The 14931-nt window shown below is 71.8% G+C and carries 15 protein-coding genes; 4 read left to right on the top strand and 11 right to left on the bottom strand.

Annotation, left to right across the window (positions count from 1 at the left end):
- Positions 1 to 53: 53 nt before the first annotated feature.
- The 4 genes from WME82_RS33145 to WME82_RS33130 form a co-directional block, all read right to left on the bottom strand.
- Complete coding sequence (locus WME82_RS33145; RefSeq protein WP_438038564.1) at positions 54 to 1247, bottom strand: hypothetical protein; 1194 nt, start codon at positions 1245 to 1247, stop codon at positions 54 to 56.
- A 67-nt stretch (positions 1248 to 1314) separates the two neighbouring features.
- Positions 1315 to 1965: a DNA-3-methyladenine glycosylase gene (locus WME82_RS33140; protein WP_438038563.1), complete on the bottom strand. Its 651-nt coding sequence runs from the start codon at positions 1963 to 1965 to the stop codon at positions 1315 to 1317.
- Positions 1966 to 1979: 14 nt separating this feature from the next.
- Entirely contained in the window at positions 1980 to 2453 is a 474-nt protein-coding gene (locus WME82_RS33135; protein ID WP_437912218.1) for a peroxiredoxin, read from the bottom strand.
- Positions 2454 to 2605: 152 nt separating this feature from the next.
- Entirely contained in the window at positions 2606 to 4204 is a 1599-nt protein-coding gene (locus WME82_RS33130; RefSeq protein ID WP_438038562.1) for a sigma-54-dependent transcriptional regulator, read from the bottom strand.
- A 275-nt stretch (positions 4205 to 4479) separates the two neighbouring features.
- Between WME82_RS33130 and frr the strand changes: the two genes are divergently transcribed.
- A complete protein-coding gene (frr, locus tag WME82_RS33125) occupies positions 4480 to 5037 on the top strand; it encodes a ribosome recycling factor (RefSeq protein WP_012238793.1) in 558 nt (185 codons plus the stop codon).
- Between the two features lie 551 nt (positions 5038 to 5588).
- A complete protein-coding gene (locus tag WME82_RS33120) occupies positions 5589 to 6452 on the top strand; it encodes a Stp1/IreP family PP2C-type Ser/Thr phosphatase (protein WP_438038561.1) in 864 nt (287 codons plus the stop codon).
- A 72-nt stretch (positions 6453 to 6524) separates the two neighbouring features.
- Here the strand turns inward: WME82_RS33120 and WME82_RS33115 are convergent, their stop codons facing one another.
- The 4 genes from WME82_RS33115 to WME82_RS33100 form a co-directional block, all read right to left on the bottom strand.
- A complete protein-coding gene (locus WME82_RS33115) occupies positions 6525 to 7085 on the bottom strand; it encodes a hypothetical protein (protein WP_438038560.1) in 561 nt (186 codons plus the stop codon).
- Positions 7086 to 7206: 121 nt separating this feature from the next.
- Positions 7207 to 8397: a cystathionine gamma-synthase gene (locus WME82_RS33110; RefSeq protein ID WP_437294037.1), complete on the bottom strand. Its 1191-nt coding sequence runs from the start codon at positions 8395 to 8397 to the stop codon at positions 7207 to 7209.
- Positions 8398 to 8459: 62 nt separating this feature from the next.
- A complete protein-coding gene (locus WME82_RS33105; RefSeq protein WP_438038559.1) occupies positions 8460 to 9344 on the bottom strand; it encodes a protein kinase domain-containing protein in 885 nt (294 codons plus the stop codon).
- A 19-nt stretch (positions 9345 to 9363) separates the two neighbouring features.
- Complete coding sequence (locus WME82_RS33100) at positions 9364 to 10275, bottom strand: hypothetical protein (RefSeq protein ID WP_438038558.1); 912 nt, start codon at positions 10273 to 10275, stop codon at positions 9364 to 9366.
- A gap of 165 nt (positions 10276 to 10440) precedes the next feature.
- Here WME82_RS33100 and WME82_RS33095 point away from each other — a divergent pair, with 165 nt between their 5' ends.
- On the top strand, positions 10441 to 11106 hold the full coding sequence (locus tag WME82_RS33095) for a hypothetical protein (protein WP_437740480.1): 666 nt from the start codon (positions 10441 to 10443) through the stop codon (positions 11104 to 11106).
- 17 nt (positions 11107 to 11123) lie between these two features.
- On the opposite strand, the gene WME82_RS33090 is transcribed toward WME82_RS33095, so the two are convergent.
- Together WME82_RS33090 and WME82_RS33085 are read right to left on the bottom strand one after the other, a co-directional pair.
- The gene (locus WME82_RS33090) at positions 11124 to 11558 is read right to left on the bottom strand and encodes a YqaA family protein (RefSeq protein WP_437294033.1); all 435 of its coding nucleotides are present in this window, start codon (positions 11556 to 11558) and stop codon (positions 11124 to 11126) included.
- A 155-nt stretch (positions 11559 to 11713) separates the two neighbouring features.
- Positions 11714 to 12217, bottom strand: a complete 504-nt coding sequence (locus WME82_RS33085; RefSeq protein ID WP_438038557.1) for a response regulator — start codon at positions 12215 to 12217, stop codon at positions 11714 to 11716.
- A 364-nt stretch (positions 12218 to 12581) separates the two neighbouring features.
- Here WME82_RS33085 and WME82_RS33080 point away from each other — a divergent pair, with 364 nt between their 5' ends.
- Complete coding sequence (locus WME82_RS33080) at positions 12582 to 12863, top strand: hypothetical protein (protein ID WP_437709444.1); 282 nt, start codon at positions 12582 to 12584, stop codon at positions 12861 to 12863.
- Between the two features lie 83 nt (positions 12864 to 12946).
- Here the strand turns inward: WME82_RS33080 and WME82_RS33075 are convergent, their stop codons facing one another.
- A complete protein-coding gene (locus WME82_RS33075) occupies positions 12947 to 14329 on the bottom strand; it encodes a hypothetical protein (protein WP_438038556.1) in 1383 nt (460 codons plus the stop codon).
- Positions 14330 to 14931: the final 602 nt, after the last annotated feature.

Genomic DNA, 14931 nt, shown 5'->3' with positions numbered 1-14931 from the left:
CCTCCTAGCGCCAGCTCGCCGAGAAGGGAACGCGCCGAGCGGTGGCATCGGCCTCAGTGCGCGCTGCCGAGCGAGGCCTTCGCGAGGCGGGAGATGCCGTCCACGTCGCCGTGCACCGCGTCGAGCAGCGGGCCGAGCGCGAGGCGGAGCGGCTTCGAGTTCGGGTGCCGGAGGATGCGCGCCACGCTCTCGGCCGCCAGCTCGTTCAGATCCCGCTCCGCGTAGCGATCGATGTGGGCGCTCGACAGCGCGAGGCCCGGGAAGGCGGTGCGGCAGAGCGCGTCGATCAGCTCCCCCGCGACGCCCGCCGCGATGTTCGCGGCGCCCAGGGCGGCCCGGGCCTTCTGCGCGCTGATCGCGCACGACTCCGTGCGCAGCTGGCTGATCACGGGCGAGCCGAGCACCGTGTGCCAGCGGGAGAGCTCGGCGGCTCGGCTCGCCTCGAACTCACCCGGCGGCGCCTCGGAGACGGGCAGCAGCGCGGCCAGCTGATCGGCGGCGCCAGGATCGATCGCGACGCGGCGCACGATGATCAGATCGTGCGCCCGCAGGCACCCGAGGAGCAGCCGCGTGGACGCGTCGCGAAGGAGCGGCGCGAGCGCGGCCGCGATCACGGTGGGGGGCGAGCCGATGAGCCCCGGGCTCGACGCCCGCGCGGCGCCCGCTCCGGCGGCGCGGGGGCGTTGCGCGCCGGAGCTCGGCGGCGAGCGCACGCTGATGGGCGGCGGGATGCTCGACGGCGTGCTGCGACCGACGGTCGGCGGCGCGCCGGGAGCCTGCGCCAGGGCGCGGCTGCTGGCCGGCGGCACGCCGGTGGTCCGGCTCATGCCGCCCGGCGAGGGCTTGTTCGATGGCGTGCGCGCGCCCGCGATCCGCGTGGGATCCTGGACGGACAGCGTCGGTTCGCCGCGCCGCGACTGCGTGGTGCGCTCGGTCACGACGTGCAGCGCCGCGAGCTCGATCGCGCGGAGCCCCGGGAGGCCGCTCGGCGCGCGGGCCGCGATGGCCGCGGCGAGCTCCGCCTCCTTGCCGAGGAGCGCCTCGTGCTCTGGGGTCTCGCGCAGCAGGTCGCCGGCGATCTGCGCGCACCGCTCCGCGGCCCTGTCCGCGGCGCTCCGCGTCTGCGGCTCCTTGAAATAGAGCGTTAACTTTCCCCGCAGGGTCTCCCGATGCGTGCCCGCCGTGACAACCTGCGACGCGCTCTCGACGTTGGCAGGTTCACGCCCCCCGAAAGGCCAGAATCCCATGAGCCCATTGTCGCGCGATCCTGGCCCCGGGCGCGAGCGCTTCGAGCGCTCGCGCCCTCACGCCCGCTCAATGGCGAGGCGGAACGGAGACATAGCGATTGCCGCGTTCGTAGAACCGCCACGGCTTCTTCGCCCACGCACCTGCATAGTCGACGTTGATGCGAGGCGACCTGCCGATGGGCCCAGCAGCGCCGGGCAGCAGCGAGAGCTGCGCTCCGCAGACATCCATCCCGTACGCGGAGCGGTCGAGCCCCAGCGCCTTGCACAGCTTCCCCGGCCCGTTGGTGAGCTCGATCCGCCCAGGCGCGACGCCCCGCCGGCGGCTCATGAGCGGGAGGCCGATCATCGGCTCGATGGCGCGGATGAGGACAGCGTGCGGCTCTCCCTCCGAGGCCACGACGATGTTGAACGCCCAGTGCATGCCGTAGAGCTGGAACACATACGCATAGCCTGCCGGGCCAAACATGACCTCCGTCCGCACGGTCCGTCGCCCGCCCGCGCTGTGCGCGGCGAGGTCTTCCGGGCCGCGGTACGCCTCGGTCTCGACGATGCGTCCGGCGGCGGTGCCCTCGGGCGTCGTGTGGACGAGCACCTTGCCGATGCACGCCCGCGCGACGACGAGCGCGGGGCGAGCGTAGAAGTCACGCGGCAGCGGCGCCGCTCCTTCGAGGAGCGCGGCGCCTTCGCTGGGCGCGGGGGGCTCGGGGGCGGGACGCACGGCGGGCTCCGCGCTCACCCCGCGGGGGGGCGCGCCGCCCGGAAGCGCTTGTCGATGAACGAGAGCACGTCGTCGCGGTGCTTCCTGGCCTGGAACTCGTGGTGGAAGACCGCCGCGATCTCCAGGGCGGGCGTGACGACGTAGGTGATCCGCCGGGCGAGGCCGATGAGCGGCCAGAGGACGCCGTAGGCGCGGCATACGCTGCGATCGCGGTCGGCGATCATCGGGTAAGGGACCTTCTGCGCCTCGGCGAACCGGCACTGCGTCCTGTGGTCGTCGGTGCTGACGCCGACGATGCTGGCGCCCGCGAGCGCGATCTCGGCGTGGTTGTCGCGGAAGAGCTGGGCCTCGACGGTGCAGTCGGGCGTGAAGGCCTTCGGGAAGAAGTACACGACCGTGCAGAGCCCACCCTGCGCCGACAGCACGAAGCGCTGGCCGTCGATGGCCATCGTGTCGATCTCCGGCGCGCGCTCGCCGACCTTCAGCATGCGGACGCAATCTGCCGCAAGTCGCCCCCGGCGTCGACCGTGGCCACGCGCCGCGGCGTCCCGGCGGGGCCGTCAGCGACCGTCGGGTGTCGTCAGGGAGCGCCGGCCCTCGTCGACCGCCTTCGACCGCATTCAACCGTCGTCAACCGTCTTCAACCTTCGATTCCGAGCCGCTTCAGCCTGTAATAGAGGGTCGTGCGCTGCATGCCGAACTGCCGCGCGACCTCCGCCTTGTTCCCTCCGCAGCGTTCCAGGGCGGCGAGGAGCTCCCGCCGCTCGATGTCGTCGAGCTGGGAGCTCAGGTCGAGCCTTGGCCGCGCGCACGCCGGCGCGGCGGGCTCTCTTCCGGCCGGGTCCGCCTCCGGCTCCGCCGGCGCGGCGGCCCTCGGCGCGCGCGCGGGGGGGTCGGCCGGCTGCGCGCGCGCCGTGAACGCGAGGTGCTCGGGCAGGATCACGTCGCCGCGCGACAGGATGGCGGCGCGCTCGACCACGTTCTCCAGCTCCCGCGTGTTCCCCGGCCACGTGTACGCCGCGAGCTTCGCGAGCGCCTCCTCCGAGAGCGCGGTGGCCGCGCGGGCGTTGCGCCGCGCGACCTTGCGCAGGAAGTGCTCGGCGAGCGCGCGGATGTCCTCGCGCCGCTCCCGGAGCGGGGGCAGCCTGAGCGGGAACACCGAGAGCCGGGAGACGAGCTCGGGCAGCACGCCCGCGCGCTCCCAGGCCTCGTCGATGCCGGGCGTGAGCGACAGCACGACGCGCACGTCGACGCGCGTGGTCTCCGTCGACCCGAGCCGCTCGACCTCGCCGTCGGTGAGCACGCGGAGCAGCCTCGCCTGGAGCGAGGGCGTGAGCGGCGCCGGCTCGTCGAGGTAGATCGTCCCCCGGTGGGCGAGCTCGAGCCGGCCTGCGCGCTCGGCGAACGCGCCGTCGAAGGCGCCTCGCCGCCAGCCGAACAGCTCGCGCTCGAGCGTGTCGCCCCGGAACGCGGCGCAGGTCACCTTGACGAACGGCTGCTCTTCCCGCGGGGAGCCCACGTGGATCGCCCGGGCGACGACCTCCTTCTCCGCCCCTTCCTCGCCCTCGATCAGCACGTGCGTCGCCGCCTTCGCCACCTCGCCGATCCGGGCGGCGACCTCGCGCATGGCCTCGCTCTCGCCGGCGATCTCGCCGAAATCGATCGGGTCCCGCTGCTCGCGCTCGAGGTAGCCCGCGTACTGCGCGAGCTGCTCGCGCAGCCGCCGGTTCTCCCGCACGGTGGCGACCCCGGCGATCGCCTGCCGGAGGATGACGGCGAGCTCCCTCGAGTTCCAGGGCTTCTGGACGTACCGGTCGACCGCGCCCGAGTTGACCGCGTCGATGAGCACCGTCATGTCCGCGTAGGCGGTGAGCAGCACGCCCGCCGCGTCAGGCCGCCGCTCCTTCGCCTGCTTGAGGAACTCGATACCGCTCATCCCCGGCATTCGCTGGTCCGCCACGATCACCGCAGGATCGAGGCGATCGAGGAGCGAGAGGGCCTCGGCGCCGCCCAGCGCATAATGGATCTTGAACGACTTCCTGAAGGCGAACCGGAACGCGTCGAGGTTGTCCTGCTCGTCGTCGACGACGAGGACGTCGAAGCTGTTCCAGTCCAGATCGCGCATCGGGTCGCCCTGCCTCCCAGAGTTACTACAGCTCGGCACGATCGCGACAGTGGAGGTGGCGCGCTCGGCGGCCTTCGCCGCCCTCTCGCCGCGCGCCGGAGCGCCGCCGCGCATGCCGCCATTCCGCCGCGTCGCGCCGCCCAGCCGCGCGTCTGCCTTCGGCGCTTCCGCGCTTCCGCGCCTTCCGCGCCTTCCGCGCTGAGCAGGGGGCGGCGCTCGGGCGCGTGCGCGTCCGCCTGCGCCCAGGCGGAGGCGAGCGCTCTTCCGACCGCGACGCCGGCGAGGTCGGGCGGATCGATTTCTCCGCCGGCCCGGAAATACGCGGTAAGCTCCGCCCCCGCCCGCGAAGAGGGCGGGCTGGGCGAGCCCCACACGGAGGAAGCCGGATCATGCTCGAGGACGTCATCAAGGAGCTGCGCGAAGGGATCGAGAAGGCCATCGAAGCTCTCCGGCGAGACCTGGCGAAGGTGCGCACTGGGCGCGCGAACGCGGCCATGCTCGACGGCATCCGCGTCGACTACTACGGCGTGCCGACGCCGATCGTGCAGATGGCCACGGTGTCCGTGCCGGAGCCGCGGCTCATCAGCGTCAAGCCCTGGGAGAAAAACCAGGTGAAAGCGATCGAGAAGGCGATCCGGGAGAGCGATCTCGGCCTGAATCCCCAGGTGGACGCGGATCTCATCCGACTCCCGATCCCGCCGCTGACGGAGGAGCGGCGCAGGGAGATGGTGAAGCTGACGAAGAAGAACGGAGAGGACTGTAAAGTTGCCATCCGGAAGCACCGCCGGGACGCGAACGAGATGATCGACTCGCTCGAGAAGGACGGCGACGTCAGCGGCGACGAGGCCGATCGGGCCAAGAAGAAGGTCGACGACGTGGTGGCCGAGGGGACGAAGCTGGTCGACACGGTGATCGCCGGCAAGGAAAAGGACATCCTGGACGTGTGAGCGGGCCCTTGGCCGGGCGGGCGTCGGCGACCGAGCTTGGTCGACCGGAGCGCCGTGCGGCCGCCCCTCCCCGCGGCCCGCGATGGGGCCGGGCCCTTCGAAGAGGGCGGCGCGGCGGCGTGCGATGCGCGACATCGCCTGCCGCGCAGCGCCCCAGCGTGTCGTGACGCCACGCGCACCGAGCCCGGCCAGGCCAGGCGACGCTTCGCAGCCTTGTTGTCTGTCCTGCCCGCGCGCGACCCGCGGCTGCCGCCCGCGCCGGCGCTTGCGTCCGAGCGCCACGGGGCGAGGCGTGCCCGGGACCAGCCCAGCTCACAATGAACCGTCCCGTGAAGCGAAGAAGTGAAAAAGAGGCTTGCGGTCCCCCCGGTCGGAGTCGGTAGGATCAGGAAGGTCGGCGGTTGGGCGTGCGAAGGCTCTGAAGACGCCCATTACGGTGCGAGAGGCCCAGCTTGACAGGTTTTCGCTAGCGTGAAATGGTTGGTGTTCGAAGCCGAAGGCCCGGAGCCGTCTCAAGGATTCCCGAGGTTATGCGAGCGATCGCTTCAGGAATGACGGACGTTGGTCTCCAACGCGACCACAACGAGGACAGCTACGCCGTCCTGTCGGAGTACGATCTGTTCATCGTCGCGGACGGCATGGGGGGCCACCGCGCGGGGGACGTAGCCAGCAAGCTGGCGACCGAGTCGATCGCGGACTTCTTCCGGTCCACGTCGCGGGAGGACGCCACCTGGCCATTCCACTTCGACACCAGCCTGTCGGAGGAGGAGAACCGGCTCCAGGCGGGCATCCGGGTCGCGAACCGCCAGATCTTCGAGCGCAGCATCCGGTCGCGCGACTGCGCCGGGATGGGCACGACGGTCGTGGGGGCGCTCTTCTCGAAGAAGAAGAACCGGATCTACGTCGGCCACGTCGGCGACAGCCGCGCGTACCGCGTCCGCAAGGGCTCGATCAGCCAGCTGACGCGCGATCACTCGCTGTTCAACGACTACATCATGGCGATGCCCGAGCTCACCGAGGAGCAGCGGGCCGAGCTTCCGCGCAACGTCATCACCCGCGCGCTCGGGATGCACGACAGCGTCTCCGTGGATCTGATCAGCGATGAGCCGCATCCCGGCGACGTCTACCTGCTCTGCTCCGACGGCCTGAGCGGGATGCTCTCGGACGACCAGATCCTCCACATCGTGAGCTCGACCGAGGAGGTCCCGGAGATGTGCCGCCGCCTCATCGCCAAGGCGAACGAGAACGGCGGAGAGGACAACATCACGGCGCTCGTGATCCGGATCGACGAGCAGGACGACGCCGAGCTCCCGAACAGCGCGACGATCGGTCCGCCCGCCGACTCGCAGCAGGTCAGCATGGGCGATCGGTCGACGGTCCCGGCGGTGTCGGCCTCGCGCTCCGAGAAGAGCTGACGCGCGGGAAGAGCGGACGCGCAGGGCGCCCCCCCGCGCGCCCGCCTGTCAGCAGCCAGCTGCCAGCGCCGCTCAGCCTCCGCAGCTGTCGAAGGCCAGGACGCCCAGCCTGAGCTGGCATATCTCGCCTTCGTTCAGCATCGCCGGGCACTCGAAGCCGACCCAGATCTTGCCGGCGTCGACCCCCTGCTTGCCCTCGAACCAGAACTTACACGGGGTGGCCGTATCGGAGTAGAAGGTCTGGCCCCCTGTCCTCGCCGAGGAGAAGCTGATGCTGCCGCTGGCCGGCGCGTCCTGGGTCGCCGCAGGGGAGATGGCGTCGATCTTGACGTGGATCTCCGCGGCTTCGGCGGGGTTCTTGGCCATCGCCGAGACGGAGAAGGTGCCCGAGCCGGACACGGAGCAGTCGACCGAGGCGCTGTCCTCGCCGTCGGTGACCAGCCGGACCTTCTGGATATCGGTCACCTCGCCAAGGGTCGCAATATGCCCCGGTGCGGAGCAGTCGATGCCCGGGTCGGCGAAGTTCATCTTGTATGCGCCGCGCGGGGTCGGCGGCTCCGCGCCGCTGCAGCCGAGGCCGAGGAGGGGGAGGAGGCCGAGCACGGGCACGAAGCTGAGGCGAGCGAGACGCATGGAAAGCTCCGGTGGTAGGTGGCGGCCCCGAGGCCGCTCCTCGCTTCTATCGTACTCGGGGGGCCGCGATCAAACGGCGGCAGCGCCGCGCGTGCCGCGCGCGCTCACGTGCCCGCCGCGCTCATGTGCCCGCCGCGCGCGCCTGCGCGTCGTCCAGCGCCTGGGCGACGTCGTTCCAGAGGTCCTCGGTGGCCTCCAGGCCCACCGAGAGCCGGAGGAGGCCGTCGGCGATGCCGAGCGCCTCCCGCGCCGCCGCGGGCACGGAGGCGTGGGTCATGAGGGCGGGGTGCTCGGCGAGCGACTCGACGCCGCCGAGGCTCTCGGCGCAGGCGAAGATCGCGAGCCGCTCGAGGAACCTCGAGGCGACGGGGAGGCCGCCGCGCACGACGAACGAGATCATCGCCCCGGGCGCGCGCATCTGCCGCGCCGCGAGCGCGTGGCCGGCGTGCGTGGGGAGGCCGGGGTAGTGCACCGCCTGGACGGCGGGGTGCCCGGCGAGCCTCCCGGCGATGAGCGCGGCCGACGCGCACTGCTGGCGCACGCGCACGCCGAGCGTCTTGATCCCGCGGAGCACGAGGTAGCAGTCGAACGGGCTCGGGACGGCGCCGATCGCGTTCTGCAGGAACCCCACCCGCTCCGCGAGCGCGTCCTCGGACGTGACCAGCGCGCCGCTGACGACGTCCGAGTGCCCGTTCAGGTACTTCGTGCTCGAGTGCGCCACGACGTGAGCGCCGAGGTCGAGCGGCCGCTGGAGCACCGGCGTGGCGAAGGTGTTGTCGACGACGAGCAGCGCCCCGTGCGCGCGCGCGATCTCGGCGAGCCCTGCGATGTCGAAGATCTTGAGCATCGGGTTCGTCGGGGTCTCGATCCAGATCATCCGCGTGGCCGGGGTGAGGGCCTTGCGGACGACGTCGAGGTCGCTCATGTCGACCGAGGTCGAGGCGAGGCCCATCGGCCGCATGACCTTGTCGAAGAGCCGGAAGGTGCCGCCGTAGACGTCATCGCCCGAGAGCACGTGATCTCCCGGGCGGAGCGTGTGGAGCAGGGTGGCGGTCGCCGCGGAGCCGCTGCCGAAGGCGAAGCCATGGCGCCCCCCCTCGAGCGCGGCGATGCACTCCTCGAGCGCCTTGCGGGTGGGGTTGCCGCTGCGGGAGTACTCGAACCCCTTGTGGTGGCCCGGCCGCTCCTGGGCGAAGGTGCTCGAGAGGACGATCGGCGTCATGACCGCGCCGCTCGTCGGATCCGGCGGCTGTCCGGCGTGGATCGCGAGCGTGTCGAGGCCGAGCTTGTCGTGACCTAGGTGGGGCTTCATGCGGGCGAGACTTATCTCATGGGCCGCGTGCGTCCACGGTTTTGGCGCGCAGGAGAGCCGAGTCAGCGCGCTGACTCGGCGCCGCCCTCGGCCCGCGGAGCGGCCGCGTCGAGCGCGTCGAGCAGCGCCCGCGCCGTCCCGACGCGGCGCTGCGGATCGCGATCGAGCGCGCGAGCGAGCGCTCGGCGCTGCCCCGGCGAGAGCGCGTCCGTGACGGAGAGCGGGTCGAGACAGAGGCCAGATTCGCTGATCTCGACGAGCGCCGCGGCCTGCTCGCGCGCGCGCGTGAGGGGCGCGCCGGTGGCGAAGGAGACGAGGGTCGCCGCCATGGAGTAGACGTCGCCGCGCTGGGTCGGCGGGGATTCGCCGCGAGCGATCTCGGGGGCGACGAAGGGAACCGTGCCCCGGTCGGCGGTCTCGAGGTCCGGATCCATGCCGCGGAACCGCGCGGCGCCGAGGTCGACGAGGCCGATGTCGCCGAGCGGACCCAGCAGCACGTGATCAGGGCCGAGATCGCCGTGAACGAAGCGGATCGGGCCTCCGGCGTCCTCGAGCTCCTGGAGCTCGGCGAGCGTCTCGATCGCGGTCCTGACGACGTGGGTGATGAGCGACGCGGGCGGCGGCCGGCCGAGGCCGCGCCATCCGTCGAGCACGTCGCGGAGGGAGGTGCCCTCGCGCCGGCTCTCGAGGAGGAATGGGCCGTGGCGATCGGCGCCGACGCGCGCGAGCGCGGGCAGGGCAGGGTGGCGAACGAGGGAGAGGACCTTTGCCTCGCGGACCATGGCGGCCCGCCCCGCGTGCTCGTGGAGGACGCCGGGGACGAGGCGCTTGCACACCAGTGTGGGGCCGGGCGGCGAGCCTCCGAGCCGCACCAGCGCGACGTCGAACGTGGCGCCGGCGCCGAGGTGCTCGATCAGCTGGGTGCCGTCGGGAGTGGGGTAGGGCATGCCGGCCGCCTGTGGCCTCTCACGCGTCCGCGCGCTGCGCGGCGACCAGCTCGTCGCACTCGCGAAGCCACGTCTGCGCCTCCTCTGCGCCGGCGCCGCCGCGCAGCGCGAGCGGCCACCGCGCGTCGCGCCAGCGCGCCGCAAACTCGGCCCAGCGCGCCGGTGCCTCGCGGCGCCCGGCCAGGGCGGCGACCCTGTCATCGATGCTCTGGAACGGAAACACAGGCTTGCCGAGCCCGAATCGCGCCTGCACCCAGTGGACCACGCCGATGAGGAGCCCGTACTGGCAGCGGCGGCGCTCCTCGTCGACGCCCACCACCGGCGACCTCCAGTCGAGGTGAATGTCGTCGAGCTCCGGCGGCCGCGGGTCGTGCTTGCCGACACAGAGGTGAACCGCCTCCCGATCCGGCCGGTGCACCTCGCGCCAGCTGTCCGCGTCGAGCGGCTCGCCGCCCCGGAAGAGCTCCGCCATGCTCGCCGCGAGCGAGCCGAGCAGCGCGCCCCGCTGGTGCTCGATCCCCCCGAGGATCGTGTCGCGCGCCACGCGGCGGCCGCCCGCTCCCGCGAAGTGGCGATCGAGGCGCTCGCGCATGGCCGCCGGCTCCATGTAGACCACTTTGAATCCGGCGCTCCCGCCGCACCAGACGTTGCGCAGATACCTGATCTGCATCCACAGGCCGAGCGTCGGGTCGATGCCGCGGATACGCTCGAAGATGCGCACAACGACGTTGACGCACGTCGGCCCGAACCGGGTGAGCGCCTCGCCGAGGTCGCGCGGCTCGGGGGCGCCCCAGAACGCGTTGTCCAGGTTGAGCTCCGCCCCGGGGCAGCGCGCGAGCCGGTCGGCGAGGCTCCTCTCCAGCGCCTCGCGCAGCGGGCCCGCGAGCCCATCGAGGTGCGGGCCGGCCCCGGCGTCGAGTGAACCGGTCATGCGGACATCCTATCATGCCTGCCCGCGCGGCTCCGAGCGCGGCCCCGGCCGCCTGTGGGATGACGGCGCACCTGCACGGGAGGAGGGCGGCGGCCAACTTTTCTCCGCATCCTGCGGCAACTCACTGCGTTCAGCGCGAACGTGATAGAAGTCGTGGGCACCGGCATGGATCCCAAGATCTTGGAGATGCTCTTCATCGCCGTCAGCAACGGCGTCGCCCTCTTCATCGGCGCTTACCTGGCGCGGAGATCGGCGGATCTCAGCGCGGAGCGGCGGGCCGAGCACGAGGAGAAGGCGGAGCTCCAGAGACAGCGGCGAGAAGCGCTCTTGGAGCGACTGGCCCTCCAGCGGCGCGCGCTCGACGACTACGCGCGGATGATCGTCCGGTGGTCGTCGGTGCCCTCGTCCGGAGCGCCGCGCACGAAGGAGGAGGACCTCGCGGCGGACCAGGAGTCCATCGCGATGTACGCGCAGATGGCCAACGCGTACGGGAGTCGCCAGTTCGCCGAGCAGGCCGCCGCGACGCTGCACGCCGTGCGCGCCGGCCGGGGCAACGTCCAGGTGTTCCCGTTCGCCGTGCAGATCGCCTCCGCCTGCTACCAGGAGATGATCCGGGCGATCTCCGAGCTCGAGAAGGAGATCGGCCTGCCGGCGCCGCGGTCGCCCGCGCGACCGTTCCTCCCGGACGAGGAGCTCGCGAAGGAGGCGACTCGGCTGTTCTCCAGGAACGTCGTGGAGCAGCGCTCCGGGATCGATCTCGGCATGGTCGACCAGATCCTGGAGCGCGTCAGGGTGAACCCGTCGCCCGAGGAGACGGACAGCCCCAGGTAGCGCTCACGCCGCCGGCTTCACTGGCTCCATCCCGCCCGGATGAGCGCGTAGAAGAGGAGGAGCCGGGGCACCCGGAACAGCACCATGGTCAAGAAATAGCGCAGCGGGATCCGGTACAGCCCGGACAGGTAGCAGAGCATCGAGAAGGGGATCGGCGAGATGCTCCCGATCGCGATCGCCCAGTATCCGTAACGCTCGAAGAGCCGGTCTATCCTGGGTCGCGTCCGCTCGATGCGCGCCGCGAAGAGGCGGATCCGCGCGAGGCGGCCGGCGAGGCGGTAACCCGTGCAGCCGCCGACGAGCGAGGCGGTCGAGATGGCGATCAGGGGCGCGACCTGCGAGCCACCCGAGGTGATCGCGGTCAGCATGTAGAACTGCGGCGGGATCGGGAACGAGAACGCGTCGGCGAGGAAGGTGCCGACGAACATCCCGGCGAGGCCGAAGCGGTCCACGAACCCGCGGCCGAGCGCGTCGAGCTGCTCGCGGGCGAGGTGCGCCGCGAGCGCGATCCCGGCGAAGAGCGCGGACAGGCTGAGCGCCAGCTGGACCAGCGTGCGCCACAGATCTCGCCGATCGCCGCGCGGGCGCGGCTCGCCCTGCCGGGGTGTCAGACCGCCTCCAGCCGGCGGCGCTGCAGCCGCTCGATGATCCGTCTGCTGCGGAGGGTGCTTTGAAATATCCGCGTCGCCTTCTCGAGGGCGTCGAGGAGCTTTTGCTCCGCGCCGTGCTTGTCGACATAGGCGAAGGGCCGGTGCGCGTTGATGACCTCGAACGAGTCCTTCTCGTCGTGATGAGCCGAATAGAAGATCACGGGCACTTCCGGCTGCACCTTGCGGATCTGGTCGCAGACCCAGAATCCCTCCAGCCCTGACATCCGCACATCGACGATCACCGCGCACGTGTCCTCGGTGAAGGCGGCGACCCCGTCCACGGCCGAGGAGCATACGATGAGGCGATATCGCTTCGAGAGGAGGGCGCCGAGCGGCTGCCAGATGCTCCTGTCCCCGTCGACCAAGAGCACGAGAGGGAGCCGCGTGGACTCGGGCTTCTCGCGATCCGGTCGCTCGGCTGGATCGGCTTCGAGCAGGGTGTCGGATTCCTTGGAGGGCATTCGTCGTCGATCGTGGAGGGCGCGTCAGGACGCGCGATGACGCAATGTACCACGCCCGGCGCATCGAGCCAGCGCCGGGGCGCGCGGGGGCGGCAGCGGGAACCGAGATGACGTCGGCGCGGGGCCGAGGTCTTCGCGTCATCTCCGTTCCCGCTGCCGCCGCGTGGTGGGCGGGGGCCAGGGATTCGTCTATGCTCTGCGCGGAGGCGTGGCCTCATGGTGAGGCGCGCTGGCCTTCTGCAAAGCGCTGCTACCGTGCCGGGTCGCGCGCTCGCCTTCTTCTCGTGGGCTGACGCGGGCTGCCGGTCGGCAGCGGGTCGCTCGCCGGGGAGAATCTCCGTTCCACAACCGAGGTGAGCTGCCCATGAAGAACGCAGAACTCCGATCGATCCCGCTCGTCATCGCCGCCGTTCTCGGCCTCTTTGCCGCGGGGGCCGCGGGGTGCAAAGACGAAGAGATCCTGAACGCATGCAGTGAGCTCTGCAAGCACCGCATCCTCTGCGCGGAGGAGAACGACGCTCCGCCGCCGAGCAAGACCAGCTGCGAGACCGCGTGCCTCGGCCTCGAGGGGAATGACCTCGTGGAGCGAACCGAGGAGTGCGTGAACGAGGCGTCCTGTGATTACGTCGCGTGCGCGGACCCTTGAGCGCGGCGCCCCCGCCTCGCCGCGCGCGGGGAGGCGGGGGCGCCTCGCCTCCCGGACAGAGGGCGCGATGAGGGGCGGCGCGATCAGGGCTCCGCGTCGCACTCGGGCGCGTCGCGGAGCGGGCCCGAGGCGCGCGGTCCGTCGAAGCGCAGGAGCTCGAGATCGACGAGCTCGAGGCGCTTGAGCGTCAGATCCAGCGGGCCGACCGACACGCCTGCCACCGCCTCGGCGTAAGCCCGCACGCCGCCGTCGACCCGCGCGTCGTACGAGCAGTAGGGCGGCGCGGTCTCCGCCGTGACGCGCGCGTACGCCTGGACTCCGACGTTCGGGCCGACGATGCCGTACAGGCGCGCCCGGAGCTCCGCGCCGGCGCTCACCTTGCCGGACGCCGTGATCGGGCCGGGCGCGCCGATGAAGGCCGAGCCCGAGGCCGAGCCGGAGGGCTCCCAGATCGTGCTCCACGTGCCGTTCCTGTAGTCGACCCCGGCCTCGATCTCGGCGGTCGCCTGCGCCACGGCCTCCACCTCGGCGGCCGTGAAGGACAGCCCCAGATCCGCCTTCGCTCTCGGCACGACGTCCGTCGTGACGACGATGGGGACGGGGCCCACCCAGAAGGTCAGCGTCGGCAGCGGCAGGCTCGGGACGCCCCCGGCGAGCTCCAGGAGATCGACCGAGCAGCTCCCCGTGACCGTGCCGGTGCCCTGGAGCCTGGCGCTCACGTCGAGCTGGCCCGACGCGACGACGCGGAGCTGCTTCAGCTCCGGCACCGGGTTGAGCTTGCCCCTCGGGCCGACGTGGACCTCGAGGTCGAGCGCCGGCGAGAGCTCGGCCGTGACGTCGAGCGCCGCCGTCCCGTGCGCGGTGACCCCGCACGACGCCGGGAGCGAGGCCGAGGAGAGATCGAGGAGCTTCATGGAGGCGCCGGACGAGATCTTCAGGGCCTCCGCCGCGCTCGCGATCTGCTCGCCGTCCTCCACGCCGAGCTCGCGGGTGCGCGCGGCGTGATCGTCGATGGCGCGCGCGTACTCGCGCGCGTCGTAGTGGACGTGGAAATGGCCCTCGGTGATGAACTCCGTCAGAGGAGCGGGCGTCGTCGCGAGCGCCACCCGCGTCGCGTCGATCGTGCGTACGCTCACGACGCGGGCGAGGTAGCCGCCTCCCTGCGTGCCGCCGAGCACGTCGCCCGCGGCGAAGGGCGTCATGCTGCCGTCATGGGTGATGACGAGCTCGTGGTCCCCGAGCGCCGCGGCGACGAACCCCGGCTCCTTCTCGGGCACACGAGCGCGGTCCGAGAGCGTGAGCGGGCGGACGACATCGACGGCGCCGGGGGCCGGCAACTCGGTAGGATCCGCGGCATCGCTCGAATCCACGGCGCACGCCGCGAGCTGAGGTGCGCTGATCGCGATGAAAGCAGCGGAGATGAGGCGCGCCGTCGACGCGCGTCTCCCGGGGAGAGTGGTCTTCATGCGCGCGGACGCTACGCGGGGATTGTGGCGAGTCGGTTACAAAAATGAGACTTGCTGTCTCCGGGAGAATGGGTAACGGCTCACTGCGATGGATGGATATCCATGAATCGATAGCTCCGAGGCGCGCGAAGGGCGCTTATCGAAGCGATCGATTCGCGACGCCGTGCGAGCTCGTCCATGATGGGGTGTCCGAGCGCGCTCGTGATGGCGTGCGAGCGTGCTCGTGGTGTGGCGCGCGGTCGCGCTCATGGAGGGTCTCGGGCGGCGCCGAGCCTCGGACCGGGGTCGGGACGCGCTCGCGCGGCGTCGGCCAAGGGGAACGCCGTTCGGCTCGTGGATGGATGGAGGAAGGAAGGTCGCGGAGAGCGCGCGTCGCTCTCCGCGGACAGGGCGCGGCGGCTCGGCACAGTCGAGCCGGGGCTCGGGGCCCGAGGCCACCGCGCGCGTCAGGTGTCCGCTGATCGCGCGTCAGCGTCGCGGTCTCTCGCGATGCGCCGGTCGTTGCTCGCTCCCTGTCGACGCGTCGCGGTCGAACTCGTGGAGCGCCAGCGAGGAGCCCGGCGGGCACGAATCAGCGTGCCTGCGGCTCCGCCTTCGTGCTC

It is taken from the genome of Sorangium sp. So ce128, assembly GCF_051525245.1.
GTDB lineage: Bacteria > Myxococcota_A > Polyangia > Polyangiales > Polyangiaceae > Sorangium > Sorangium cellulosum_B.
Note: the sequence above shows the minus strand (reverse complement) of the source record. Positions and strands in the feature narration are given on the sequence as shown.

Coding starts and splice junctions, on each gene's coding strand:
- WME82_RS33145 (WP_438038564.1), bottom strand. CDS start 1,247: ATGGGATTCTGGCCTTTCGGGGGGCGTGAACCTGCCAACGTCGAGAGC.
- WME82_RS33135 (WP_437912218.1), bottom strand. CDS start 2,453: ATGCTGAAGGTCGGCGAGCGCGCGCCGGAGATCGACACGATGGCCATC.
- WME82_RS33130 (WP_438038562.1), bottom strand. CDS start 4,204: ATGCGCGGCGGCGCTCCGGCGCGCGGCGAGAGGGCGGCGAAGGCCGCC.
- frr (WP_012238793.1), top strand. CDS start 4,480: ATGCTCGAGGACGTCATCAAGGAGCTGCGCGAAGGGATCGAGAAGGCC.
- WME82_RS33120 (WP_438038561.1), top strand. CDS start 5,589: ATGACGGACGTTGGTCTCCAACGCGACCACAACGAGGACAGCTACGCC.
- WME82_RS33115 (WP_438038560.1), bottom strand. CDS start 7,085: ATGCGTCTCGCTCGCCTCAGCTTCGTGCCCGTGCTCGGCCTCCTCCCC.
- WME82_RS33110 (WP_437294037.1), bottom strand. CDS start 8,397: ATGAAGCCCCACCTAGGTCACGACAAGCTCGGCCTCGACACGCTCGCG.
- WME82_RS33105 (WP_438038559.1), bottom strand. CDS start 9,344: ATGCCCTACCCCACTCCCGACGGCACCCAGCTGATCGAGCACCTCGGC.
- WME82_RS33100 (WP_438038558.1), bottom strand. CDS start 10,275: ATGACCGGTTCACTCGACGCCGGGGCCGGCCCGCACCTCGATGGGCTC.
- WME82_RS33095 (WP_437740480.1), top strand. CDS start 10,441: ATGGATCCCAAGATCTTGGAGATGCTCTTCATCGCCGTCAGCAACGGC.
- WME82_RS33085 (WP_438038557.1), bottom strand. CDS start 12,217: ATGCCCTCCAAGGAATCCGACACCCTGCTCGAAGCCGATCCAGCCGAG.
- WME82_RS33080 (WP_437709444.1), top strand. CDS start 12,582: ATGAAGAACGCAGAACTCCGATCGATCCCGCTCGTCATCGCCGCCGTT.
- WME82_RS33075 (WP_438038556.1), bottom strand. CDS start 14,329: ATGAAGACCACTCTCCCCGGGAGACGCGCGTCGACGGCGCGCCTCATC.